General features: G+C 63.5%; 24 protein-coding genes and 1 other RNA gene. 23 read left to right on the forward strand and 2 right to left on the reverse strand.

Annotated elements, in window-relative coordinates; all coding sequences use genetic code 11:
* The first annotated feature begins 1 nt into the window (after position 1).
* The 20 genes from G452_RS0115765 (at position 2) to G452_RS0115855 (ending at position 18,139) form a co-directional block, all read left to right on the forward strand.
* Positions 2–472: a hypothetical protein gene (locus tag G452_RS0115765; protein WP_022663232.1), complete on the forward strand. Its 471-nt coding sequence runs from the start codon at positions 2–4 to the stop codon at positions 470–472.
* A complete protein-coding gene (gene mrdA / locus G452_RS0115770; protein ID WP_022663233.1) occupies positions 456–2,261 on the forward strand; it encodes a penicillin-binding protein 2 in 1,806 nt (601 codons plus the stop codon). Before G452_RS0115765 ends, mrdA begins: the two co-directional genes overlap by 17 nt.
* A gap of 33 nt (positions 2,262–2,294) precedes the next feature.
* A complete protein-coding gene (gene rodA / locus G452_RS0115775; protein WP_022663234.1) occupies positions 2,295–3,401 on the forward strand; it encodes a rod shape-determining protein RodA in 1,107 nt (368 codons plus the stop codon).
* Between the two features lie 31 nt (positions 3,402–3,432).
* On the forward strand, positions 3,433–3,789 hold the full coding sequence (locus tag G452_RS0115780; protein ID WP_022663235.1) for a bactofilin family protein: 357 nt from the start codon (positions 3,433–3,435) through the stop codon (positions 3,787–3,789).
* 155 nt (positions 3,790–3,944) lie between these two features.
* Positions 3,945–4,367: an ATP synthase F0 subunit B gene (locus G452_RS0115785; RefSeq protein ID WP_022663236.1), complete on the forward strand. Its 423-nt coding sequence runs from the start codon at positions 3,945–3,947 to the stop codon at positions 4,365–4,367.
* Between the two features lie 29 nt (positions 4,368–4,396).
* On the forward strand, positions 4,397–5,005 hold the full coding sequence (locus G452_RS0115790; protein WP_040368818.1) for a F0F1 ATP synthase subunit B family protein: 609 nt from the start codon (positions 4,397–4,399) through the stop codon (positions 5,003–5,005).
* A complete protein-coding gene (locus G452_RS0115795; protein WP_022663238.1) occupies positions 5,002–5,553 on the forward strand; it encodes a F0F1 ATP synthase subunit delta in 552 nt (183 codons plus the stop codon). Before G452_RS0115790 ends, G452_RS0115795 begins: the two co-directional genes overlap by 4 nt.
* Positions 5,554–5,557: 4 nt before the next feature.
* Positions 5,558–7,066: a F0F1 ATP synthase subunit alpha gene (gene atpA / locus G452_RS0115800; RefSeq protein WP_022663239.1), complete on the forward strand. Its 1,509-nt coding sequence runs from the start codon at positions 5,558–5,560 to the stop codon at positions 7,064–7,066.
* A 16-nt stretch (positions 7,067–7,082) separates the two neighbouring features.
* On the forward strand, positions 7,083–7,958 hold the full coding sequence (locus G452_RS0115805; RefSeq protein WP_022663240.1) for a F0F1 ATP synthase subunit gamma: 876 nt from the start codon (positions 7,083–7,085) through the stop codon (positions 7,956–7,958).
* A 15-nt stretch (positions 7,959–7,973) separates the two neighbouring features.
* A complete protein-coding gene (atpD, locus tag G452_RS0115810) occupies positions 7,974–9,374 on the forward strand; it encodes a F0F1 ATP synthase subunit beta (protein WP_022663241.1) in 1,401 nt (466 codons plus the stop codon).
* An 11-nt stretch (positions 9,375–9,385) separates the two neighbouring features.
* Positions 9,386–9,808: a F0F1 ATP synthase subunit epsilon gene (locus G452_RS0115815; RefSeq protein WP_022663242.1), complete on the forward strand. Its 423-nt coding sequence runs from the start codon at positions 9,386–9,388 to the stop codon at positions 9,806–9,808.
* 141 nt (positions 9,809–9,949) lie between these two features.
* Positions 9,950–11,332 (forward strand): bifunctional UDP-N-acetylglucosamine diphosphorylase/glucosamine-1-phosphate N-acetyltransferase GlmU, encoded by a 1,383-nt coding sequence (gene glmU / locus G452_RS0115820; RefSeq protein ID WP_027189334.1) that lies wholly within the window; start codon positions 9,950–9,952, stop codon positions 11,330–11,332.
* Between the two features lie 31 nt (positions 11,333–11,363).
* On the forward strand, positions 11,364–11,540 hold the full coding sequence (locus G452_RS21760) for a hypothetical protein (protein ID WP_022663244.1): 177 nt from the start codon (positions 11,364–11,366) through the stop codon (positions 11,538–11,540).
* Between the two features lie 11 nt (positions 11,541–11,551).
* A complete protein-coding gene (locus G452_RS0115830; protein WP_022663245.1) occupies positions 11,552–11,800 on the forward strand; it encodes a cell division protein ZapA in 249 nt (82 codons plus the stop codon).
* Positions 11,801–11,834: 34 nt separating this feature from the next.
* Positions 11,835–12,016, forward strand: a non-coding RNA gene (gene ssrS, locus G452_RS21210) — 6S RNA.
* A gap of 215 nt (positions 12,017–12,231) precedes the next feature.
* Positions 12,232–13,785, forward strand: coding sequence for a ribonuclease Y (gene rny, locus G452_RS0115835; RefSeq protein WP_022663246.1), 1,554 nt, complete (start codon positions 12,232–12,234; stop codon positions 13,783–13,785).
* Between the two features lie 140 nt (positions 13,786–13,925).
* Entirely contained in the window at positions 13,926–14,714 is a 789-nt protein-coding gene (locus G452_RS0115840) for a TIGR00282 family metallophosphoesterase (RefSeq protein ID WP_022663247.1), read from the forward strand.
* Positions 14,715–14,729: 15 nt separating this feature from the next.
* On the forward strand, positions 14,730–15,317 hold the full coding sequence (locus tag G452_RS0115845) for an LOG family protein (protein WP_022663248.1): 588 nt from the start codon (positions 14,730–14,732) through the stop codon (positions 15,315–15,317).
* A gap of 12 nt (positions 15,318–15,329) precedes the next feature.
* Positions 15,330–16,595 (forward strand): tyrosine--tRNA ligase, encoded by a 1,266-nt coding sequence (gene tyrS / locus G452_RS0115850; protein ID WP_022663249.1) that lies wholly within the window; start codon positions 15,330–15,332, stop codon positions 16,593–16,595.
* Positions 16,596–17,032: 437 nt separating this feature from the next.
* Entirely contained in the window at positions 17,033–18,139 is a 1,107-nt protein-coding gene (locus G452_RS0115855; RefSeq protein WP_040368808.1) for a Fic family protein, read from the forward strand.
* A 123-nt stretch (positions 18,140–18,262) separates the two neighbouring features.
* Here G452_RS0115855 and G452_RS0115860 read toward each other — a convergent pair whose 3' ends face one another.
* Both G452_RS0115860 and G452_RS19960 read right to left on the reverse strand, forming a co-directional pair.
* Positions 18,263–20,704 carry a glycosyltransferase gene (locus tag G452_RS0115860; RefSeq protein WP_022663251.1) on the reverse strand — a complete coding sequence of 814 codons (2,442 nt, stop codon included), beginning with the start codon at positions 20,702–20,704 and terminating at the stop codon, positions 18,263–18,265.
* A gap of 19 nt (positions 20,705–20,723) precedes the next feature.
* Complete coding sequence (locus tag G452_RS19960; RefSeq protein ID WP_022663252.1) at positions 20,724–21,071, reverse strand: TraR/DksA family transcriptional regulator; 348 nt, start codon at positions 21,069–21,071, stop codon at positions 20,724–20,726.
* A gap of 177 nt (positions 21,072–21,248) precedes the next feature.
* Here G452_RS19960 and G452_RS0115870 point away from each other — a divergent pair, with 177 nt between their 5' ends.
* The 3 genes from G452_RS0115870 (at position 21,249) to G452_RS19965 (ending at position 24,062) form a co-directional block, all read left to right on the forward strand.
* A complete protein-coding gene (locus G452_RS0115870) occupies positions 21,249–21,689 on the forward strand; it encodes a DMT family transporter (protein WP_022663253.1) in 441 nt (146 codons plus the stop codon).
* A gap of 136 nt (positions 21,690–21,825) precedes the next feature.
* Positions 21,826–22,683 carry a UbiA-like polyprenyltransferase gene (locus G452_RS0115875; RefSeq protein WP_022663254.1) on the forward strand — a complete coding sequence of 286 codons (858 nt, stop codon included), beginning with the start codon at positions 21,826–21,828 and terminating at the stop codon, positions 22,681–22,683.
* Between the two features lie 17 nt (positions 22,684–22,700).
* The gene (locus G452_RS19965) at positions 22,701–24,062 is read left to right on the forward strand and encodes a mechanosensitive ion channel family protein (protein WP_022663255.1); all 1,362 of its coding nucleotides are present in this window, start codon (positions 22,701–22,703) and stop codon (positions 24,060–24,062) included.
* The last annotated feature ends 5 nt before the right edge of the window (positions 24,063–24,067 follow it).

The raw sequence follows: 24,067 nt of genomic DNA on the forward strand, positions 1-24,067 counted from the left end.
CGTGTTCGGCTTCGTCTGGTGGGCGCTGTATTGCCTCCTGGCGATCTGGCTCCAGTATTTCTTCCCCGGACTGGACTTCCTGGCCCCGGCCCTGGTGGTCAGCATGCAGGAGGAGCGCTGGTGGCGCAGCTCGGTCTGGCTGCTGCTCGCGGCCGTGCTGCTGCAGGACGGCATGGGCAGCCTGGGCTTCGGCTACTCCCTGGCCTGGTACGGCACGCTCGTCCTGGCCTATCAACTGGGCCGCCGCTTTTTCGACCCCCGCAGCGTGGGGCTGGTCATCCTTCTGGGCGCGTTTCTCGGCTGGCTGCATTTTTCCCTGACCTTCTCCCTGATCCGTCTCGAGGGCATGAATTTTTCCCTGCATCACGTGGTTTGGGAGTCCGTGGCCCAAGGCGTGGTCTTCCCGGCCTTCTGGTTCTTCATCCACAAGTCCTTCCCGGAGCGTTTGAAAGAAGATGAGCGGACTGCTTAGTCCTCATGAAAAAGAGCCCCCCCGCCACGGCCTGCTGCTTCTGCAGCTGCTGATCCTGGGCGTTTTCTGCGTCTTCACGCTGCGTTTCTGGTATCTTCAGGTCCACGAGGGGCAGGAGTTCGCCCGCAAGGCCAAGGCCAACCAGCTCCGCCGCGAGCACGTCTACGCGCCGCGGGGGCTGATCCGCGCGCGCGGCGGCGAGCTGCTGGCCACCAACGAGCCCGCCTACGCCCTGGGGCTCGTGCGCGAGGACTGCCACGACGTGGAGGCCACCCTGGACGCGGTCAGCCGCTGGACCGGCCTGGACCGGGCCAAGCTCGCCGAGGTCTACCGCAAGGGACGCGGCAAGGTGAAGCCCTTCGAGCCGCTGATCCTCAGCCAGGACCTGGGGTTCAAGGAGGTGGCCGAGGTCGAGGCGCACAAGCTGCGCTGGCCCGGCCTGGAAATCCTGGTCCGCTCCCGCCGCAACTACAGCTACGGCGACCTGTTCTGCCACGTGCTCGGCTACGTGGCCGAGGCCAACGAGTCCGAACTGGACAACGACGACGGCCTCTCCCTCGGCGACAACGTGGGCAAGCTCGGCCTGGAAAAGGTGCTGGAAACCCGCCTGCGCGGCATCAAGGGCGTGCGCGAGTTCGAGGTGGACGTCACGGGCCGGCGCATGGCCGAGGTCAACACCCTGCCGCCCAACGCGGGCGAGGACGTGACGCTCGCCATCGATCTCAAGCTCCAGAGCCTCGTGCACGAGGCCATGGCCGGGAAGGAGGGCGTGGTCGTGGTCATGGACGCGGACAGCGGGCAGGTGCTCGCCCTGCTCAGCGCCCCGACCTTCGACGCCAACCATTTCGCCGGGGGCATCTCCTCCGAGGAGTGGCGCAAGCTTTCCGACGACCCCCAGCACCCGCTCCTGAACCGCGTGACCCAGTCGGCCTATCCGCCGGGCTCGGTCTTCAAGCTGGTCATGGCCGGGTGCGGGCTCAAGGAGGACATGCTCAACCCCAGCGAGACGGTGTTCTGTCCGGGCTCGCTCAGCCTCGGCAGCCACGTCTTCCGCTGCTGGCGGCGGGGCGGCCACGGCAACGTGAACCTGCGGCGCGCCCTGGTCGAGTCCTGCGACGTGTATTTCTACCGCCTGGGCATGAAGCTCGGCGTGGACCGCATCAGCGCCTTTTCCTTCGCCTGCGGGTTCGGCAAGCCCACGGGCATCGACCTGCCGCACGAGAAGGGCGGAAACATCCCCACGCGCGAATGGAAGCTGAAGACCTTCGGCGAACGCTGGCAAAAGGGCGAGGATCTCAACTTCGCCATCGGCCAGGGCTACACCCTGGTCACCCCGCTCCAGGTGGCGCGCTACATCGCCGCGCTGATCAACGGCGGCAAGCTGCTCAAGCCGCAGCTCCTGGCGAGCGCCGAACCCGAGGTGCAGACCCAGATCCCCCTGAACGCGCATGAGCGGGAGCTGATCAAGGACGCCATGGTCCGCACCGTGGAAGACCCCTCCGGCACCTGCTGGCGGGCGCGCACGCCCGGAGCCGTGGTCGGGGCCAAGACCGGCACGGCCCAGGTGGCCCGGCTCACGGACGAACTCAAGGCCCTCAAGGACGAAGACATTCCGTACAAGCTCCGGGACCACGCCTGGATGGCCGGTTTCGGGGAAAAGGACGGACGCCGCTACGCCGTGGTCGTCATGGTCGAGCACGGCCTGCACGGTTCCTCCGGGGCCGGTCCCGTGGTCAAGGCCTGCATGGACTATCTCTTCCCCCAGACGCCCAAGGGCGCGGGGAAATGACGCAATATAAAATGTAAAGGGCGGGCGAGGCGCATGGATCGCAAGTTTCTTCTCTCCATCAACTGGCCGCTGGTCGGCGTCACCGCGGTGCTTTTCTTCCTGGGCGTCCTCAATCTCTATTCCGCCAGCGGGTTTCGCATGGAAGAAGGGCTCAACGTGGACCCCTACTTCCGCAAGCAGCTCATCTGGGGTCTCATGGGGCTGCCGTGCATGGCCGTGTTCATGCTCGTGGACTACCGCCACCTCAAGACCGCGGCCTGGCCCCTGTTCTGGCTCACGGTGGTCATGCTCGTGGCCGTGTTCTTTTTCGGCAAGACCATCTACGGCGCTCGGCGCTGGATTGATCTCGGCTTCATGCACTTCCAGCCCAGCGAAATGGCCAAGATCAGCGTGCTCATCCTGGGCGCGCGGCTGCTCTCGCGCGACACGGGCAAGCTCGACTTTCTCCAGCTGGGGGGCATTTTCGGCGTCTGCTGCCTGCCCGTGATCCTGGTCATCAAGCAGCCGGACCTCGGCTCCGGCCTGAGCGTGTTCCTGATCCTGGGCGGCATGATCCTCTACAGGGGGCTGACGTCCCGCGTATTGCGAACGCTCATCGTGGCCGTGCCCGCCACCCTGCCCCTGGCCTGGTTCGCGCTCCACGACTACCAGAAGCGCAGGATCGTCTCCTTCCTGAACCCGGAGAGCGACCCCAAGGGCGCGGGCTACCACAAGCTCCAGTCCGAGATCGCGGTCGGCTCCGGCGAGCTCTGGGGCAAGGGCTTTCTCGGCGGCACCCAGAGCCACTACCGCTTCCTGCCGGAAAAGCACACGGACTTCGCCCTGGCGGTCTTTTCCGAGGAGTGGGGCTTCGTCGGGTCCATGGTGCTGCTCAGCCTGTTCTGCGCCTTTCTCTACCAGATCGCCCTGGTCGCGCGCGACGCCAAAGACCTTTTCGGGAGCTACCTCGCCGCAGGAGTGTTCTTCTATTTCTTCTGGCAAATCCTCATAAATATGGGTATGGTGCTAGGGCTGATGCCGGTGGTGGGCATCCCCCTGCCATTCTTGAGTTATGGGGGCAGCGCCACCCTGGTGAACTTCTGTCTGGTGGGGCTCGTACTGAACGTTTCCATGCGCAGGTTCCTGTTCAAGAAGGTCTAAACGGGATCAGGCAGGGGAGAGGAGGAGAGAGATGGCCAAGGACGAGATCAACGCCTTTCTCGGGGCGGGGACCAACTATCACGGCAAGCTGAACTTTCAGGGCTCGGTCCGCATCGACGGCACCTTCACGGGTGAAGTGGAGTCGGACGGCACCCTGGTCATCGGCAAGGACGCCGTGGTCGAGGGTACCATTCTGGTGGGCCAGCTGGTGCTTTCCGGCAGGCTGACCGGCGAGGTGGAGGCGCGGCAGAAGGTTTCCCTGAAGAAGACCGCCGACATGAAGGGCGACATCCGCACTCCTGTGCTCATCATGGACGAGGGTGCGGTTCTGGAAGGTCGTCTGACCATGGGGTCGCTGGACGCGCTTCCTTCCAGCTCCGAGAGCTGAGCTTCTCTTTCATCCCATTTTCTGTCATCATTTCGTACGGTTAGTGGCATTGCTGCCTTGGGCTTTTCTGAAAAAGCCTTTGACAGCCTCGGCAAAGTGAGATAAAGCGCAAGCACTTTGACCCAAATTTCACAACCTCAGTCGGGGGAGAGCGTATGGTTATACCTGATAAATCAATCTTCATCCAATTCGTCAACTTCGTGCTGATGCTGATCCTGCTGAACTGGGTTCTCATCAAACCCATCCGCGGCATCATTCAGAAGCGCAAGGAGTTGATGGCCGAGCAGATGGGCGGCATCGAAAAGTTCACCTCCGAGGCCGAGACCAAGCTCAAGGACTATGAAGCCGCTCTGGACGCCGCCCGCAAGGACGGCATGGAAATCCGCAGCCAGCTCAAGGGTGAAGGCTCCGCCAAGGAGCAGGAGATCATGTCCGCCGCCGGTGCTCAGGCCGCAGCCACGCTGCGCGAGGCCGAGGCGAAGATCGAGGCCGAGACGAACAGCGCCATGGACGCGCTGAAGAAGAGCGTTGACGGCTACGCGCAGAAGGCCACGAACAAGATTCTTGGCCAGGCATAACAGACGGTAAGGAGGGGTTCGTTTTGAAATTGAGACGGTTCGCACTCTGGGCGTTGGTCGCCGCCTTCGTGCTGGGACTTGTTGGCGTCGCATACGCCACGGGCGCCGGCGCAGAAGCGGCTGAAGCAGCGCACGAGGGAGGTCATGCGGAGGCTCACGGCATCCCCTGGGGCAACTTTGCTGCTCGCGTCGCCAACCTGGTGATCTTCATCGGCATCATCTGGTGGGCTGCCGGCAGCAAGCTGAAGGCTTTCTTCGGCGGACGCAAGGGCGAAATCCGCGAAGAGCTGAACAGCCTCGAGGTTCGCAAAGCCGAAGCCGAAGAGAAGCTCAAGGGCGTCGAGCGCGGCATCGCCAACCTCAACCAGGAAAAGCAGAAAATCCTCGACGAGGCCAAGAAGCAGGGCGAAGCCCTCAAGGTCGCCATCATCGAGAAGGCCGAGCGCGACGCCGAGTCCATGAAGGAACAGGCCAAGCGCACCGCCGAGAACGAAGCCAAGGCCGCCATCGACAAGATGCGCGGTGAAATGGCCGAGCTCGTGGCGGACGCGGCTGCGACGATGGTCAAGCAGCAGCTTTCCGAAAAGGACCATGAGCGTCTTGTGGACGAATACTTAACAAAGGTGGTGCTCAATTGACCGGGAACGTTGTAGCTCGCAGATACGCCAAAGCTCTTTTCGCCGTGGGACAGAAGTCCGGCGGAGAAGCGCTTGACGCGTTCGGCAAGGAGTTGTCCGCGCTCGCCGGTGTTCTCGACGGTTCGCCCGAGGCGTTCTCGTTCTTCAAGAACCCCGCCTTCAGCGCCGAAGAAAAGAAATCGGTTCTGAAAAAGCTCGCGGAAAAGGTCGCTGTCGGACAGATGATGCAAAACTTTTGCGATCTGCTGGCCGACAAGGACCGGGTGGATGTCCTGCCTTGTATCGCCGAAGATTTCCAGAGCATGCTCGACCAGGAAAACGGCGTCATCGCCGGTTCCCTGGTGACCGCGTTTGAGCTCTCCGACGGCCGCAAGAAGGAGCTCACCGACAAGCTGGAAAAGCAGACCGGCAAGAAACTCGATCTGGATTTCGCCACCGATGCGGATATCCTCGGCGGCGTCGTGCTCAAAGTTGGCGACAAAGTGCTGGACGCGAGCCTCCGCGCTCAGCTCGACATTTTGAAAGAACAGATCAAAAGGGGTGAGTAGGGCCATGCAAATCAAAGCAGAAGAAATTAGCAAGATCATTGAGGATCAAATCCAAAACTACCAGTCTCGAGTCGAGATGAGCGAGACTGGTACCGTCCTGTACGTCGGTGACGGCATCGCCCGTGTCCACGGCGTCGAGAACGCCATGGCCATGGAGCTGCTGGAGTTCCCCGGCGGCGTCATGGGCATGGTCCTCAACCTGGAAGAAGACAACGTCGGTGTCGCGCTGCTCGGCGAAGACACCCAGATCAAGGAAGGCGACACGGTCAAGCGGACCGGTCAGATCTTCTCCGTGCCCGTCGGCGACGGCGTCATGGGCCGCGTTCTGAACCCCCTCGGCCAGCCCATCGACGGACTGGGACCGTTGGAGTCCACCGAACTGCGCCCGGTCGAGCTCAAGGCCCCCGGCATCATCCCCCGGAAGTCGGTCCACGAGCCCTGCTACACCGGCCTCAAGGCCGTCGACGCCATGACCCCGGTCGGCCGCGGCCAGCGCGAGCTGATCATCGGCGACCGTCAGGTCGGCAAGACCGCCATCGGCATCGACGCCATCCTGGCCCAGAAGAACACCGACGTGCACTGCTTCTACGTGGCCATCGGCCAGAAGAAAGCGTCCGTCGCCCTGGTGGCCGACATCCTGCGCAAGCACGGCGCCATGGAATACACCACCATCATCTCCGCCACGGCTTCCGAGCCCGCGCCGCTCCAGTTCATCGCCGCCTACTCCGGCTGCGCCATGGCCGAGTTCTACCGCGACAACGGCAAGCACGCCCTCATCGTCTACGATGACCTTTCCAAGCAGGCTGTCGCTTACCGCCAGATGTCCCTGCTGCTTCGCCGTCCTCCGGGACGTGAGGCTTTCCCCGGCGACGTCTTCTACCTCCACTCCCGCTTGCTGGAGCGTGCCGCGAAGATGGACGACAAGTACGGTGCGGGTTCCCTGACCGCTCTGCCCGTGATCGAGACCCAGGCCGGCGACGTCTCCGCGTACATCCCGACCAACGTCATCTCCATCACCGACGGCCAGATCTACCTGGAGCCGAACCTGTTCAACGCCGGTGTGCGCCCCGCCATCAACGTCGGCCTCTCGGTCTCCCGAGTCGGCGGCGCGGCCCAGATCAAGGCCATGAAGCAGGTCGCCGGTACCCTTCGTCTCGACCTCGCCCAGTACCGCGAGCTGGCCGCCTTCGCCCAGTTCGGTTCCGACCTGGACAAGGCCACCCAGCAGAAGCTGAACCGCGGCGCCCGCATGGTCGAGCTGCTCAAGCAGCCCCAGTACCAGCCCCTGGAAGTCCAGGAGCAGGTGACCTCCATCTTCGCCGGCGCCAAGGGCTACATGGACACCGTGCCCGTCGAGGCCATCCGCAAGTTCGAGGCCGAACTGCTGGAGTTCATGCGCAACTCCAAGGCGTCCATCCTGGCTGAGATCAAGGAAAAGCAGAAGCTTGACGACGATCTGATGAAGAAACTTGGTGAAGCTATCGACGAGTTCAAGAAAGGCTTTCGCGCTTAACCCTGGGAGGTGACTTATGGCATCACTTAGGGACGTACAAAACAAGATCGCCAGCGTCAAAAAGACGAAGCAGATCACCAAGGCCATGAACATGGTGGCCTCGGCGAAGCTGCGCAAGGCGCAGGAGCGGATCGAAAGATTCCGCCCCTACGCTGCGAAGTTCTATGAGATGCTGCGCGAACTGGCCGGCGGGGCCGATCCCTCCGTGCATCCTCTTCTCGAGGTGCGCGAAGAGGTCAAGACCTGCGGCATCGTATTGGCAACCTCCGACCGCGGCCTGTGCGGCAGCTTCAACGCCAACCTGATCAAGGCGGGACTGAAGCTGGCGGCCCAGAAGAAGGCCGAGGGCAAAGAGGTCAAGTTCTACTGCGTCGGCAAAAAGGGCAACGATGCGGTTCGCAAGCTGGAGTATGAAATCGTCAAGGGCTATCGCGATGCGATGGGCAGCTTCGATTTCACGCTCGGCATGGAAGTGGGCAACATGATCATTGATGCCTACATCCAGGGCGAACTCGACGAAGTCCACCTCGTCTACGGCGAGCTCATCAGCATGGGCAGGCAGGAGCCGGTGGCTCTTCCGCTGCTGCCCCTTGCTCCCGAGCAGGCCGTCGCCGAGGAAGCTCCCGCCGCGCAGGAATACATCTACGAGCCTTCGGTCGAGGGCTTGCTGGCCGAACTGCTTCCGCGGTTCATCAAAGTCCAGGTCTATCGTGGCCTCTTGGACACCTCTGCTTCCGAGCATGCTGCGCGTATGGCTGCCATGGACAATGCGACCAAGGCTTGTGATGATATGACCCTGTCTTTGACGCTTCTTTTCAACAAGACGCGCCAGGCGGCTATCACCACGGAACTCATGGACATCGTCGGCGGCGCTGAAGCGCTCAAAGGATAAAGAAGGGGAAGATCAATGAGCAACGTTGGAAAAATCGTGCAGGTAATCGGCGCGGTTGTCGACGTGGAATTTCCTGAAGGCAACCTGCCCAACATCTTGAATGCGCTTGACATCAAGAACCCGAACAACACGGACGCTCCCGACCTGATCTGCGAAGTCGCCCAGCATCTGGGCAACAACGTCGTGCGTACCATCGCCATGGACGCCACTGAAGGTCTGGTTCGCGGCATGGAAGCCACCGACACCGGTGCTCCCATCTCCGTGCCGGTGGGCAAGGAATCCCTCGGACGTATCATCAACGTCGTCGGCCGCCCTGTGGACGAGCTTGGACCGGTCAACGCCAAGAAGCACCTCTCCATTCACCGTCCGGCCCCCAGCTTCACCGAGCAGTCCACCAAGGTCGAACTGCTTGAAACCGGCATCAAGGTCGTGGACCTCTTGATCCCCTTCCCCAAGGGCGGAAAGATGGGCCTCTTCGGCGGCGCCGGCGTGGGCAAGACCGTTATTCTCATGGAGATGATCAACAACATCGCCAAGCAGCACGGCGGTCTGTCCGTGTTCGCCGGTGTCGGTGAGCGTACCCGTGAGGGCAACGACCTCTACCACGAGTTCAAGGACGCCGGCATTCTGGAGAAAGCCGCGTTGGTTTACGGCCAGATGAACGAGCCTCCGGGAGCCCGCGCCCGCGTCGCCCTGACCGGTCTGACCTGTGCGGAATACTTCCGCGACGAGGAAGGCCAGGACGTGCTGCTCTTCATCGACAACATCTTCCGCTTCACCCAGGCGGGTTCGGAAGTGTCCGCTCTGCTCGGACGCATGCCCTCCGCGGTTGGCTACCAGCCGACCCTGGGCACCGACCTCGGCGGCCTGCAGGAGCGCATCACCTCCACCAACAAGGGTTCCATCACCTCGGTCCAGGCCGTGTACGTCCCCGCGGACGACCTTACCGACCCCGCGCCGGCCACGACCTTCTCGCACCTTGACGGCACCCTGGTTCTCTCGCGTCAGATCGCCGAGCTCGGCATCTACCCCGCGGTGGACCCGCTGGACTCCACTTCCCGCATCCTCGACCCGCTGGTCCTTGGTGAAGAGCATTACTTCACCGCCCGCGAGGTCCAGCAGGTGCTTCAGAAGTACAAGGAGCTCCAGGACATCATCGCCATTCTGGGTATGGACGAGCTCTCCGACGAGGACAAGCTGATCGTGTCTCGCGCACGCAAGACCCAGCGTTTCCTGTCTCAGCCGTTCCACGTGGCGGAGGCCTTCACGGGCCGTCCCGGCAAGTACGTCAAGCTGGAGGACACCATCCGCTCCTTCCGCGACATCATTGACGGCAAGTACGACGACCTGCCCGAGCAGGCCTTCTACATGTGCGGCGGCATCGAAGAGGCGGTCGAAAACGCCAAGAACAACTAGAAGAGGTGGTCATGGCTAATACCATCCTTCTGGAAATCGTCACGCCCGATCGGAAAGTGCTGTCCGAGGACGTGGAATATGTGGGAGCGCCCGGTGCTCTCGGCGAGTTCGGCGTATTGCCGAACCACATTCCCTTCCTCTCCGCTCTGGGCATCGGCAACCTGTACTACAAGATCGGCGGCAAGACGTTCTACGTCTTCGTGGCCGGCGGGTTCGCCGAAGTGAGCGGGACCAAGATGACGGTGCTGGCCGAAGTCGCGGAATTGGCGTCCGAGATCGACATCGATCGCGCCCGCAAGGCCCGCGAACGCGCTGAGCAGCGCTCGGCCAAGGCCAAGGAGAACGTGGATTGGGCACGCAACCAGGCTGCCCTTCGCCGCGCGGTCGCTCGCATGAGCTGCCGCGAGAGCGGTTCCCGCTCCGGCACCTGCTAGTCTTCTGGCTACGCATCAATACGCCTTAACAAGGGGCGAACCGGTCGACCGGTTCGCCCCTTTCCTTTGGACGGGCTTGCCATGCGCGCGAGGACAAGCTACGTCATCGGCGACAGTTTCACCCAAAAAGGAGTGAAGTCCGTGTTCGACAGCAATATCGCCGCGCTTGTGCTGGCGGCGGGCAAGGGAACCCGCATGCATTCCCCGCGGCCCAAGGTTTTGCAGGAGCTGCTCGGCGAGCCCATGCTCCATTACGTCTACGAGGCGCTTGAGCCGCTGTTCGGCAAGAGCGTGCGGACCGTGGTCGGCCACGGCCGCGACGAGGTCGCCGCGCGGTTTCCGAATTGGCGCGACGGATTCATCGTCCAGGAGCGCCAGCTCGGCACGGGGCACGCCCTCATGGAGTCCATGGACGAGCTGGACCGCATGGGATGCGAAAGCGTCTTCGTGGTCAACGGGGACACCCCGCTCATCGGCGGCGCGCCGCTGGCCGGCTTTCTCCAGTCCATGAGCCGCGACATGCAGGCCGACGTGGCCTTCATGACCATCACCCTCAAGGATCCGGGCGCGTTCGGCCGCGTGATCCGCAAGGAGGGCCACGTCCAGGCCATCGTCGAGGCCAAGGATTACAGCATCGCGGAACACGGCCCGGCCACGGGCGAGGTCAACGCGGGCATCTACCTGCTGCGCCTGGCCGCCGTGCGCGAGCTGATCGGCGAGCTGACCAACGAGAACAAGAGCGGCGAATATTACATCACCGACCTCGTGGACCTGGGCGTGAAGCGGGGCCGGGTGGTCATGGGCTACAACTGCGGCGCGGACCCGAACCTCATGGGCGTGAACTCGCCGAAGGAGCTGGTCCAGGCCGAATTCAGCCTGCGCAAGAAGATCGTTTCCCAGTGGCTGGACAAGGGCGTGATCATCCACGCGCCCGAAAGCGCCACCATCGGTCCCGACGTGGTGCTGGAGCCGGGCGCGGAGTTGTACGGGCCTTTCGAGCTGTACGGCAAGACGCATGTGGCCAACGGCGCCGTGGTCCAGTCCAACACCTGGATCAAGGACAGCCGGATCGCTGCCGGGGCCGTGGTGCGCGCGTTTTCGCACCTGGAACAGGCCGAAGTGGGCGAGGACTGCGTGGTCGGTCCGTATGCCCGGCTTCGTCCGGGCGCGGTGCTCGCGGAGCAGGCCAAGGTGGGCAACTTCTGCGAGGTCAAGAAGGCGAGCATCGGCAAGGGCTCCAAGGTCAGCCATCTCACCTACCTCGGTGACGCCGTGATCGGCGCGGGGGTCAACGTGGGCGCGGGCACCATCACCTGCAACTACGACGGCAGGAATAAATTTCAGACCACCATCAAGGACGGGGCCTTCATCGGCTCCAATTCCGCGCTGGTGGCCCCGGTGACCGTGGGCGAGAACGCGCTCGTGGGCGCCGGTTCCGTGATCACCAAGGATGTTCCGGACGGAAATCTGGCCGTGGCCAGGGGCCGACAGGCCAATATCGCCCGCAAGCGCGGGGACTCTTGATTTTCGAAAAGGAACCGGATATTACGGAAACATGGAAATCATTGCTCGGCTGGAAAGCAAGTTTGACGAGATGCTAAGCAAAATCAGCGCGTTGGAAGAAGAAAACCAACGCCTGAAGGCACTGGTCGAGCAGGAAACCGACAACAGGCGGCAGGTGCGGGAACGCATCGAACGCCTCCTGGAGCGGATCGAGGGACAGTCCGGATAAGGGGACATGCCATGCCGCGCTATTCCCTGTCCCTGTGCGGTCTGGAAGTTACCTTCCGGACCGACGCTGAAGCGGACCGCATCGAAGCCGCCAAGGCCCTGCTTGAAGAGCGAGTGAACAGCTTGAGCAAGAGCGGTGGCAGCATCAGCAAAGATAAGCTGCTCGCGTGCGTTGCCCTCGGGCTGGCGGATGACTATCTTGAGTCGGAAGCCTCCCGAAGGCGGATGGAAGAGCGAATCGGCGAGCTTTTGGAGAGATAAACCGGGCCGATAACAGGCCCGACTGAAAACGTGAATACCCCTGGGGAGTTGGTGATTGTCCGATGGTTTTTGAGCCAATGTATTCAAAAAGGGATCCAAGCCCAGGCCAACCCCTGTGCATGCCCGGCCTTGCCGGGAAGCCTGACGGTGGCCGGCGGAGCCCACCTGGTCAAACCAGGTTCAAAACTGACGGCAACACGGCCTCCCGGGGCTCCGTTTAGATAACGGCATGGCGGAAGGCGCGCACGCAAAGGCGTGAGCGCCCGCCCGCCGTGGTCCGGTCTGCTTCTCTCCCGCCGAAATCCGGTTTCGAGACCGGCTCCTTCCGTATGCACTCACCGAATTGCGAGTGACGACCGCCCGTGCGCGAACGCGGCGAGGCGGAAATATCAGGCCGTCGTGCCTGTCAACATACAAACAAGGAGTGCGCCATGTTCGAAGCGCTATTTGTTTTGGCGGGTCTCGTTGCCGGAGGGGGCACGGGATACCTGCTGCATAGACATATCTCCGCGAAAAAAGTGGGCGATGCCAACGACCTGGCCAAGCGCATCGTCGAGGAGGCACGCAAGGAAGCGGACGCCCTGAAAAAGGAACTGCGCCTCCAGGCGCAGGACGAGATTTATTCGCAGAAAAAAGAGCAGGAACAGGAGTTCAAGAATCGCGAAAGCGAGCTGAAGAAGCAGGAAACCCGTCTTCAGGAAAAAGAGGAACGCCTGGAATCCAAGCTGGAAAAGGTCGCGGGCAAGGAGTCCGAGGTCAACCAGATGGAGAAGCGGCTCATCAAGCTCGAAAAGGAGCTGGAAGACCGCCGTGAAGACCTCGACCGCCTCTGGGACGAGCACGACCAGAAGCTTCAGGAAATCTCCGGACTGACCAAGGAAGAGGCGCGCGAGCAGCTCATGACGGAGATCGAGTCGCGCACGCGGCACGAGGCCGGCAAGATGGTCCGCGCCATCGAGATGGAAGCCAAGGAGACCGCCGATAAAAAAGCCAAGGAAATTCTTTCCCTGGCGCTCCAGCGCTACGCCGGGGAATATGCGGGCGAGCACACCGTCACCGCCGTGACCCTGCCTTCCGAGGACATGAAGGGCCGGATCATCGGCCGCGAGGGCCGCAACATCCGTGCGCTGGAAGCCGCCACCGGCGTGGACCTGATCATCGACGACACCCCGGAAACCGTGGTGCTCTCCGCGTTCAGCCCGCTGCGCCGCGAAGTGGCCAAGCTCGCGCTCGAACGTCTGATCCACGACGGACGCATCCACCCCGCGCGCATCGAGGACATCGTCAAGAAGGTCGAGCAGGAGCTGGAAGTCAAGCTGCGCGAGATCGGCGAACAGGCCACCTTCGACGTGGGCGTGCACGGCATCCACCCCGATCTGATCAAGCTGCTCGGACAGCTCCAGTACCGCACCAGCTTCTCGCAGAACGTCCTGCACCATTCCCTCGAAGTGGCCTTCCTCTGCGGCATCATGGCCGCCGAGCTGGGACTCGACGAGAAGCAGGCCAAGCGGGCCGGGCTGCTGCACGACATCGGCAAGGCCGTGGACCACGAGATCGAAGGCCCCCACGCCACCATCGGCGCGGACCTGGCCAAGAAGCACGGCGAGTCCAAGGCCATCGTGCACGCCATCGCCGCGCACCACGAGGACGTGCCCCCGCAGTCCATCCTGGCGAACCTGGTCCAGGCCGCAGACTCCCTGTCCGGCGCCCGGCCCGGCGCGCGCAAGGAGCTGCTGGAAAACTACGTCAAGCGTCTTGAAGAGCTGGAAGGCATCGCCACCGGCTTCCGCGGCGTGGCCAAGGCCTACGCCATCCAGGCGGGCCGAGAAATCCGCGTCATGGTCGATTCCGACCGCGTGGGCGACGACGACACCTACGTGCTCTGTAAGGACATCTCCGAAAAGATCGAAAACAACATGACCTATCCCGGTCAGATCCGCGTGACCGTGATCCGCGAGAAGCGCGCCGTGGGATACGCGAAATAAGGCGTACGGCATGCCTGGGGGCGGGGAACCCGTCACGGGATTCCCCCTCCCCCGGGCTTCCGCTCCGACCTGAATTTTCCCCTTGCGCGGAGCCGTCGGACAAACCGACGGCTCCGCGCGTGTTTGCGAAGGCCGAAATAATGAAGATACTTTTCCTCGGTGACATCGTGGGCCGTCCCGGCCGCAAGATCGTCAAGGAACGCCTGCCGCGTCTGCGCGAGTCGCTGGGGCTGGACATGGTCGCGGCCAACGGCGAAAATGCTTCCGGCGGCCTGGGCCTGTCCGCGAAGAACGCCCGCGAACTGCTGAACGCGGGCGTGGACGTGCTCACCAGCGGCAACCACGTCTGGAAGTTTCAGGACGTGGGCTCGTTGCTGCGGGGCGAGGCGCGCGTGTTGCGGCCTGCCAACTATCCGCCCGGCGCGCCCGGCAGGGGCGTGGGCATCTACGAGCTGCCGGGCTGCGCTCCCGTGGCCGTGCTCAACGTCCAGGGCCGCACCTTCATGCCGCCTGTGGATTGTCCGTTCCGCTGCCTGGACGCGCTCCTGGCGGAAGTGCCGGACGAGGTGCGCGTGCGGCTGGTGGATTTTCACGCCGAGGCCACAAGCGAGAAGATATCGCTCGGCTGGCATCTGGACGACCGGAAGTCCGGCCGGGTCAGCGCCCTTGCCGGAACGCACACCCATGTGCAGACCAACGACGCGCGCGTGCTGCCGGGCGGCATGGGCTACGTCACGGACCTGGGCATGTGCGGTCCGCGCGACGGCTGCCTGGGCATGAAGCCGGGGCCCATCGTGCAGCGCTTCCTGAACGGTCTGCCGGCAAAATTCGAGGTCGCGGGCGGGGTTGCGGTTTTACAAGGTGCGCTTTTTGACATAGACGAATCCACGGGCCGCGCGCGCAGCGTGCGCCTTGTCAATGAAACTTGAGCGGAACGTGAGGCGATGATGCGGAGCGTATGCGTTTTTCTGGGCTCCTGCCCCGGCAGCGACCCCGTCTATGTGGCGCGGGCGCAGGAGCTGGCGCGCCTTGTGGCGCGGCGGGGCATGACCCTGGTCTACGGCGGGTCCAATGTGGGCTGCATGGGCAAGCTAGCGGACGCTGCCCTGGCCGAGGGCGGCCGGGTCGTGGGCGTGATTCCGAAGGTTCTTCGGGACAAGGAAATCGCGCACAACGGCCTCAGCGAACTGCACGTGGTCGAGGGCATGATGGAGCGCAAGCGCCTGCTGCTCGATCTCTCGGAAGGCTTCATCAGCATTCCCGGCGGGATGGGCACCATGGACGAGTTCTTCGAGGCCCTGACCTGGACCCAGCTTGGGCTGCATGACAAGCCCAACGGGCTCTTGAACGTGAACGGATATTACGACCATCTGCTGGCGTTTTTGGAACATGGCGCGGACCACGGCTTCATCCGTCCGCAGCATCGGGGCCTCTGGCTGGTGGACGGCGAGCCCGAAGCGCTGCTGGAGAGGATGGAGGCCTGGAAGCCGGTGCGGGGCGGAAAATGGGCCGAGCGGCCCGATCTGGACTAACGGAGTTTGGAGATGAATATTTTCGATGAGTTGAAGTGGCGCGGTCTGGTCAACCAGGTTTCGGACGAGGAAGGGGTCCGCGAGTACCTCTCCGAGCCGGGTCGCGTGATGTATTGCGGTTTCGACCCCACGGCCGAGAGCCTGCACATCGGCAACCTGGTGCCGCTGCTCTGCCTCGTGCGCATGAAGCGCGCCGGCCACAAGCCCATCTTCCTGCTGGGCGGGGCCACGGGCCGCATCGGCGACCCCTCCGGCAAGGACAAGGAACGGGACATGTCCGACGAGACCGTGCTGGACATGCGCGCCGCCAAGATCGAGGCCCAGGTGCGGGCTTTTGTGCAGCGCAATTCGGACGGCGACGCGGACGTGGCCAACAACTACGACTGGACCAAGAACATGTCCGCGCTGGGCCTGCTGCGCGACATCGGCAAGCATTTCACCATCAACTGGATGCTCCAGAAGGAATCGGTCAAGAACCGCATCGTGCGGGAGGAAACCGGCATTTCCTATACCGAGTTCTCCTACATGGTGCTCCAGGGCATGGACTTCTGGTGGCTCTACAAGAACCGCGACTGCCGTCTTCAGATCGGCGGCGGCGACCAGTGGGGCAACATCACGGCGGGATGCGAACTGATCCGGCGCAAGGAGCAGGGCTCCGGCTACGCCCTGACCTTCCCGCTGATCACCACGGCCTCGGGCAAGAAGTTCGGCAAGAGCGAGGGCAACGCGATCTGGCTGAACGCCGAGATGACCAGCCCCTACGCCTTCTATCAGTTCTGGCTGAATACCGAGGACGCGGACGTGGTCAACTTCCTCAAGTACTTTACGTTCCTGGACCAGGAGCAGATCGCGGAGATCGCGGAAAGCGTGGAGAAGGAGCCGCACCTGCGCCTGGGGCAGAAGCGGCTGGCCGAGGAGGTCACCCGCATGATCCACGGCCAGGACGAGCTGGACAAGGTCCAGGCGGCCACGGATGTGCTCTTCGGCGGCGGGGACATCGCCCGCGTGGATGCCGCCACGTTGAAGCAGGCCCTGGGCGCGGCTCCGGCCATCACCTGCGCGCGCGGCGAACTGCCCGACGTGCCGCAGATGCTCGTGGACCTCGGACTGGCCAAGTCCAAGGGACAGGCCCGCAAGGACATGCAGGCGGGCGGGGTCTACGTGAACCAGCAGCGCGCGGACGCCGACTATGCGCCGAGCGAATCGGATTTCATCGGCGGCGAGTTGCTGCTCCTGCGCAAAGGCAAGAAGAATTACGGGCTGGTAGTGCTCGGCTGAGCAGTGATCAACGGCCCGGATGCCCCGCCACTGGACGGGGAGCGTCAGGCGCTTGTCGATAAATGACGAAAAGGGCGGTCCTGCGGGGCCGCCCTTTTTGCGTGGGGAACAGGAAAAGGAGCCGGAGCAAGGAACGTTGTCGAGGTGCGGAGAACCGAAGGGGAGCGCCGGAACGGAAAGGGGCGCAGCGCGAACAGAGCGGTTCGAGTGTGGAAGGCTGTTCGCGCGAGGCCTGCGCGGGCCGGTTCGCCAGGGAGAAGACCGACTCCAAGCAAAACGGGCGCAGGAAGTGTCCAGCGGCAAAGAGGACTCCTTGCAAGTTTGTTTGGGGTTGAGTAAACTAGCGTGTCACTTGACAAGACAATTTTGAATTTAATCCTGTCAAATAGGAAGGATGTGTTTCCAAAATGTCAGTCAAAATTGATACAAAATCCTGCATGACACACAAGGCGGGCAAGTTCGAGTTCTCCTGCGAGTACGACGAGCAGCGCATCCGTCCGCTTCAGGTGGAGGCTCAGGTGCTCTATCGCACCGTGGCGGACCTGCCGATTCTCCCGGACATGGCCAGCCAACTGGAAGAGGAACTGATCCGCCGCTCCATTTTCGGCACCGCCGCCATCGAGGGCAACGCCTTGAGCCAGGAGCAGGTGGACGTGGTCCTGAAGGGCGGGGAAGGGCGATCCTCGGAAGTGCGCGCGGAACAGGAGATACTCAATCTCCAGCGTCTCTATGCCTTGCTGCGCGCCAAGGGAAAGTGCATGCCGCAGCCGCTCGCCGAGGCGACCGTGCGCAGCGTGCACGAAATGGTCACGGGTGGCATCGAATACTACCACAATTCGCCGGGCAGGTACCGCAACGAGATGGTCAAGGTGGGGGATGCGGCCCACGGCGGCGTGTACACTCCGCCGAAAATTCTTGCGGACATCCAGACCCTGATGTCGGAATGGTGCGACTGGCTGAACCAGGACGCGCTGCTGAACGGCGACCAGATGCTTCGCGCCGCCCTGGCGCACTATTATCTGGGGCTGATCCACCCCTTCCAGGACGGCAATGGTCGGACAGCGCGATTCCTCGAAGGAATGATTCTGCACGGGGGCGGCTTCAAGTATCTGCCGCAAACCATGTCCAACTACTACTACCGCCGATTGGACGCCTATTTCGGGGTGTTCTCGGAATCCAGGAAAGCTGGAAACGTGACAGCGTTTCTGGAATTTTTCTATTCCGGAGTCATCGAGAGCATCGATAATATTCGTGAGCAGGTCGTCTCCGCTATTCGACGATTTTCCATTCGCGATTTCATTGCATTTCAGCGCGCGGAACGTCGAATCACCAAACGTCAGTACGAGCTGTTGGATCTTTTGCTCCGAGCGCCAATAAACTTCCGCCTCGGCGACCTCTTTACCGATCCTCTGCTCCGCCCGCTCTACTCCGCAGTGAGCGAGTCCACGGCGCGTCGCGATCTGCGGAAGCTGGAAGGGGAAGGCTACTTGGTTCGCCCGGAGGGTTTGGACCGTTACGAGCTTAACCTGCGCATGCTGGGATAGCAGCGGGAAAACCGAACGCTTGCCGATAAGCGGCGCGGAAAAGAAGGCGGTTTCGGAGAGGGACCGCCTTTTTGCGTGAGAGCGGGGCGCCGGAGTGACGGGGGCCGGGTGGTCGGGGAGGGCCTACATATAGCGTCCGCTGCGCACGGATTCGCCGAAAATCTCCCAGGTGCGCAGGAACGTGGCGTCGAAGGTGCGGTCCTCCATGCCGTCGCGCGCGGCCTTGGCCATGTAGAGGCGGCGTTCCGGGTAGTCCGCCAGGGCGAGCATGCAGCGCGCAAAGGCGTCCGGATTGCCCGCCTCGGCGATGAGCCCGGTCTGGTCCGGCTTGATGTTCTCCTGCGGTCCGCCCATGTCGGAAACGATGGCGGGCAGTCCGGAAGCCTGCGCTTCCAGGACCACGTTGCCGAAGGTGTCCGTGGCCGAGGGGAAGACGAAGATGTCCGCGCTGGCGTAAGCCTGGGCAAGGTCTTCGCCCTCGAGCACGCCCGTGAAGAACGCGGGCAGTCCGCGCAGATCGCGGCGCATCTCTTCCAGGTATGGTCCGTCGCCGACCACCACCAGCTCGCAGCCGGGGCGCTGGGCCTGGACCTTGCGGAACGCCTCGCAGAGCACGTGCAGGTCTTTTTCGCGCGAGACGCGGCCCACGTAGAGGAATTTCGTGCCCGAGCCCATCTGCCGCTTGCGGAAGAAGCCGTTGCGCTTGGAGGGGTGGAAACGGTTGGTGTCCACGCCGCGCGGGTAGACGATGATCTTTTCCGCGTCGATCCCGTGGGAGGAGAGTTCCTCCCTGACCGCGTGGGACGGCGCGTAGACTACGCTCATCTGGTTGTAGAACCAGACCATGAAGCGCCAGGCCGCGTCTTCCAGGGCCTGGTCGTCCGTGAAAGCGCCGATGTATTGCGGAAACGCGGTGTGGTAGGTGCCGTGGCAGGGAATCTTGAGAATCTTGGACACGGCCAGGGCCGCGAGCCCCACCGGCCCGGGCGTGGCCGCGAGGATGAAGTCGAAGTCCTGCTCGAAGCAATAGGTGAGCATGTCCAGCAGGGGCGGGTAGTGCAGGGTCAGGCCGGGATACTCCGGAAGTTCCATGCTGCCCACGGGCTCGAAGCTCTTCACGCCGGGCTCGCTGCGCCCCTGGCCGCAGGTGATGACCCGCATCTGCTTGTTGTGGCGGTCTACCAGGGAAACCTGCTGGCGGATGGTCCGGGCCACGCCGTTGACCTCGTCGAAGGTGTCCGTGAAATGCGCCACCTTGAGCCCCTGGGCGCGCGGGCGATGCGGGGTTTTGCCGAAGACCCTGAGCACGTCGTCGCAGAAGCGCCGCTCCCGCGAGAAGAGGTCGTAGCTGACGAAATACGGAGCCAGCAGGGCGTAGAAGGCTCCGGCCGAGCCCACGGTATGGAAGATGTCGAAAAAGCGGCCGCCTCGCACGGTCTGCATGGTCCGCTCGGCGAACTGGTGCATGATCCTGCCCGTGGACTGGTTCACGAAGCGGGACCACTGCTTTTCCACTTCCAGAACGTCGTCGATGCGCCCGTCCGCCAGCTCCATGAGCGTGTCGTCGTGCAGGATGATGTCCGTGGCCTGCCGGAGCATCATGTCCTGGGCCGTGCGCTCGCGCCCGAAGTAGGACCAGCAGGCGGTCTTGCCCCGGCTGACCAGGCGCTTCAGCCCGGAGAACATGCCGGGCAGCTCGCGGCGGCGCAGGTCCAGGGCGTTGTCCGCGAAGCGGAAGCAGATGTGCTTGGCCGAGGAACCCTGGGCGCGGATGCGGCTTTTGTAGAACTGGTAGGCGATGCCGTAGAGGTTGTGGGCCATGGTCTGGGGCGTGGCCGCGATTCCTTTGGGCCGCCCCGCGCGCAGGGCCAGTTGCCGCTTGAGGTTTTCCAGGCTGGCGGGGCCGTCCAGTTCCGTGTGCACGCGGCCGATGTTCAGGGAGGAGTGGTCGTCCGAGCCGCCGGTGAGTCCCTTGTTCCAGGGCTCTTCGCCGTGGGGTTCGATGCCGTGCCGGTCGGCGAGGCGTTCGATGTCGAAGCGGGTCAGGGATTCGATGATCTCCCGCAGAACCCGGTTCTGCATGGCGTCGCGGGTGCCGTTCAGCTCGAAGGAATTGAAGAGCAGCAGGCACTTTTCGAAGTGGTGGGGCTGGAGGCGGTCGTTGACCGCGAAGAGCGGATGGGCCAGCACGTGCGTGATTTGCTGCTCGCGCAGCCAGGGAACCAGCTCGAAGACGTTGCCGCGCAGCCGGGTGATCTCCGCGTGCTGGGCCTCGGTGATGTCGAAGGCGAGCACGTGCAGCTTGCACTTGTCCTCCGGGAAATACGTGGTGATTTCCTCGGAGACGAAGGTGTCGGGAAGATGCGCGATTTCGAGGCTCCCCGCCAGGGTGTTGTGGTCCGTGACGGTCACGAGGCCCATGCCCTGCGCCTTGGCGGTTTCGTAGATCAGGCGCGGTTCGGTGAAGCTTTCGGGGCAGCCGATCTTCTGCAGCAGCCATTGCGAGGGCCGCGTGGAATGCTTGGAATGAACGTGAAGATCGATGCGGAAGGTACGGTTGTCCATTTGGTTCACCTTGATGGGGCTAGGCGCAGGCTTTGAGGGCGCGTTCCGCCTCGGCCTGGCAGTGCACGCAGAGATCGGCGGCGGGGTTGGCTTTGATGCGCGCGAGGCCGATGTCCTCGCCGCACTCCAGGCAGACGCCGTAGTCGTCGTCCAGGTCCAGGCGTCGGAGGGCGCGTTCCAGAGCGGCCAGCTGCACGGAGCGGCGAGCGCGAAGGGCCATTTCCAGGTTGTGCTGGGTCAGCAGCGTTGCGAAGTCGTTGTTGTCGGCGCAGGTCTCCAAGGAGACGCCCTCGCCTCCGACAGCGGAAAGATGTTCCAGTTGCTGTTGCAGGTAGCGACGGATTTCCTCTTTGTACTTCGTGGTCATGGCTGTCCTCCGGGTCGTGGTCGGATCAGTTGTGGAAGAAACAAATTGGGCTGCTGTATACCGCAGGCATCCGGGGCCAGTGTTGCGACCCGGTAACGATTGTTCGACATTTGCCCGACAAGTGGTCGCCCCTCTGCGGCCTCGACCTTGGGTGGAAACAGGAGTATCACTGCGGCCATGAAAGGCATGTACGTACTCATCGCGCTGGTGGCCGGGGCCTTGGTGCCCCTTCAGGCGGGCATCAACGTCCGGCTCAAGCAGGCCGTGGGCGACCCGGTGCTCTCGGCCATGGTTTCCTTTGCCGTGGGCACGCTGGCCCTGGCGGCCTGGTGTTTCGCCACGCGCCCGGTGCTCTCCGTGGTCTCGGGGGCGCGCGGTCCCTGGTGGATGTGGATCGGGGGCTTCTTGGGCGCGTTCTTCGTGGCCGCGACCATCCTGCTGGCCGAAAAGGTCGGGGCAGGGGCCATGCTCGCCTGGATCATCGCCAGCCAGCTCATGGCCGGGATGCTGCTCGACCATTTCGGCGTGCTCGGCTACGTCGTGCGGGAAATCAGCCCCATGCGCATCCTGGGCGTCTGCCTGCTCGTGGCCGGAGCCGTGCTCGTGCAGCGTTTCTAGGCCGGGCCGCCCGGTCCGCGCCGCTTCAAAAAAACAGCGTCTTCGTGTATGCAGCACGTCGACGGCGACGCCACGCGCCACGCGCTGGCGCGCGCCCGTTTTTCGCGCACGACAACAAGCATTGACAGGGAGCGGTATGGAATTCCTGAAAGATTTCAAGGCGACCTGCCGGATGGTCAAGATCGAGCATTCGGTCTTCGCCCTTCCCTTCGCCTACATCGGACTTTTCCTGGCCTCGGACGGCAGGCCCGGCGTGGTGGAATTCCTGGCCCTGACCGTGGCCATGGTCGCGGTGCGCTCCTTTGCCATGGCCGTGAACCGCCTGCTGGACGCGGACATCGACGCCAGGAACCCGCGCACCCAGGACCGGCCCCTGGTCACGGGCGAATTGGGCCGGGGCTTCACCCTGCGCTTCATCGCGGGCTGCGGACTGGTCTTCATAGCGGCCTGCGCCGTGCTGAACTGGCTCTGCTTCCTGCTGGCCTTCCCGGCCCTGGCCTGGTCCGCGTTCTACAGCCTGACCAAGCGCTTCACCCCCTGGTGCCACTATGCTCTCGGCTCGGTGCTGGGCCTGGCACCCCTTGCGGGCTGGCTGGCCCACGAGCCCGTGCTGACCCTGCCGCCCGTGCTCTTCTTCTTCGGCGTGACCCTCTGGGTGGCGGGCTTCGACCTGCTCTACGCCTGCCAGGACGCGGACTTCGACCGCGAGCAGGGCCTGAAGTCCATTCCGGCGAGCTACGGCATCGGCGCGGCCCTGCTGGCTTCCTCCCTTTCCCACGTGGTGGCCGCGGCCTTCTTTCTGCTGGGCGGCTGGGCAGCCGGGCTGGGCGGCATCTACTATCTGGTCGCGGGGGCGGTTTCCATGATACTGATCTGGGAACACAAGCTCATCAGCGAGGAGGATATGAGCCGCGTGAACGTGGCCTTCTTCACGCTCAACGGCATCATCGCCGTGGGCCTCTTTGCGGGAGTGCTGCTGGACATCTACTTCTGAACCGAAGCGGGGGACGCGTGCAGGAAATCTCCTTGCCGCAATGGCAGGAACTGGCCCGGGCGGCCGAGCAATGGCTGCGCGGAAGCGTGCTGACCTTGAACACTCTGGGCCAGGCGGGAGCGGTGCTGCTCTGCACGGTGCTCGGCCTGCTCCTGGGCCGCCTCGCCCAGCGGGCCTTCGAGCGTCGCTTCGAGCAGCAGCTCGTCTCCACGGACTACCTCGGCAAGCTCATGCGCGCCGTGAACCGCGTGCTCTGGCTCAGCGTGGCCGGAGTGCTCCTGAGCGTGGCCGGGGTGGCCTTCCGCACCTTCGCCACCGGGGCGCGCCTTTTGGACGTGGCCACGACGCTGGCCCTGGCCTGGATCGCCATCCGCCTCGCCTCCGGCCTGATCCTGCGCCGCTTCTGGGGCAAGGTGGCCTCGATCTCGGTCTGGATTCTGGTGGCCCTGGAAGTGGTGGGGCTGCTCCAGCCCATGCAGGAGTTCATGGACGGCCTGTCCATGAACTTCGGGGACGTGAGCGTATCGCTGCTTCAGGCGCTCAAGGCCGTGCTGCTCTTCGTCCTGCTCTACCAGATCGCATCGGCCATGAGCCGTTTTTCCGAGGAGCGCCTGAACCGCAACACGCACCTGACGCCCTCGGCGCGGGTGCTTTTCGGCAAGGGCGTGAAGTTTTCGCTCTTCACGCTGGCCTTCGTGCTCTCCCTGAGCAGCGCGGGCGTGAACCTGACCAGCCTGGCCGTGCTTTCCGGCGCCATCGGCGTGGGCATCGGCTTCGGGCTCCAAAAGATCTTCGCCAACCTCGTCTCCGGGGTGATCCTGCTCTTCGAGAAATCCGTCAAGCCGGGCGACGTCATCGAGGCGGGCGGGGTCCAGGGCACCGTGCTCTCGCTGAACGCGCGCTTCACCTCCGTGCTGACCCGCGACGGCAAGGAATACCTCATCCCGAACGAGAATCTGATCACCAACGAGGTGGTCATCTGGACGCACCGCGACAGCAACGTGCGGCTGAAGGTTCCCGCGGGCATCTCCTACAACGCGGACCCGCGGCTGGCCATGCGGCTGATGGAGGCGGCCGCGCTGCAAACCCCGCGCGTGCTGCCCTCGCCGCCGCCCCTGGCCCGCTTGATAGGGTTCGGGGACAGCAGCGTCGATCTGGAGGTGCGGATCTGGATCAGCGACCCGGAGGAGGGCGTGGTCAACGTCAAGAGCGACGTGCTCCTGAACATCTGGGACGCCTTCAAGGAGCACGGCATCGAGATTCCCTTCCCGCAGCGCGACCTGCATTTGCGCACCCCGTTCCCGCACGAGGGTTCGAAGGAGCAGGAAGCGGCTGAACCTGACCCGGGGAGCGACCCGGATTCGGAAACGAACGGATAGACGAC

This window comes from Paucidesulfovibrio longus DSM 6739 (assembly GCF_000420485.1).
Taxonomy (GTDB): Bacteria; Desulfobacterota; Desulfovibrionia; order Desulfovibrionales; family Desulfovibrionaceae; genus Paucidesulfovibrio; species Paucidesulfovibrio longus.